1 protein-coding gene is annotated in these 912 nt (G+C 48.9%); it reads left to right on the top strand.

Annotated features, from left to right (window positions below):
- The coding region (locus tag A3762_RS07135; RefSeq protein WP_068754678.1) for an elongation factor Tu at positions 1–912 on the top strand (912 nt) is incomplete at both ends.

The following is a 912-nucleotide window of genomic DNA, read 5'->3' as shown; positions in this document are numbered from 1 at the left end:
GGCGCGATCCTAGTATGTGGTGCGACTGACGGCCCAATGCCTCAGACTCGTGAGCATATCCTTCTTTCACGTCAGGTTGGTGTTCCATACATCGTAGTATTCTTGAACAAAGCAGACCTTCTTGCTGAAGACTGTGGCGGTGCAGGTACTGAAGAATACAACGAAATGCTTGAGTTGGTTGAAATGGAGCTTCGTGAGCTTCTAGATCAATACGAATTCCCTGGTGACGACACTCCAATCATCCCTGGATCTGCTTTGATGGCATTGAACGGCGAAGATGACAACGAGTTGGGTACAACTGCTGTTAAGAAGCTTGTTGAAGCGCTTGATACGTACATCCCAGAGCCAGAGCGTGCAATCGATCAGCCATTCCTAATGCCAGTAGAGGACGTATTCTCTATCTCTGGTCGTGGTACGGTAGTAACTGGTCGTGTTGAGCGTGGTATCATCACTGTTGGTGACGAAATCGAAATCATCGGTATCCGTGAAACTCAAACCACTACTTGTACTGGTGTTGAGATGTTCCGTAAGCTTCTTGATGAAGGTCGTGCGGGCGAGAACGTTGGTGTTCTTCTACGTGGTACTAAGCGTGACGACGTTGAGCGTGGTCAGGTTCTATGTGTTCCTGGTTCTGTTAAACCGCACACTAAGTTCGAAGCTGAAGTATACGTACTAAGCAAAGATGAAGGTGGTCGTCACACGCCATTCTTCAAAGGCTACCGTCCACAGTTCTACTTCCGTACTACGGACGTAACGGGTGCATGTGAGCTTCCAGAAGGCGTTGAAATGGTAATGCCTGGCGATAACGTACAGCTTTCTGCAGAATTGATCGCGCCAATCGCGATGGAAGAAGGTTTGCGTTTCGCAATTCGTGAAGGCGGTCGTACAGTAGGTGCGGGCGTTGTAGCGAAA

This window comes from Oleiphilus sp. HI0125 (assembly GCF_001635355.1).
Note: the sequence above shows the minus strand (reverse complement) of the source record. Positions and strands in the feature narration are given on the sequence as shown.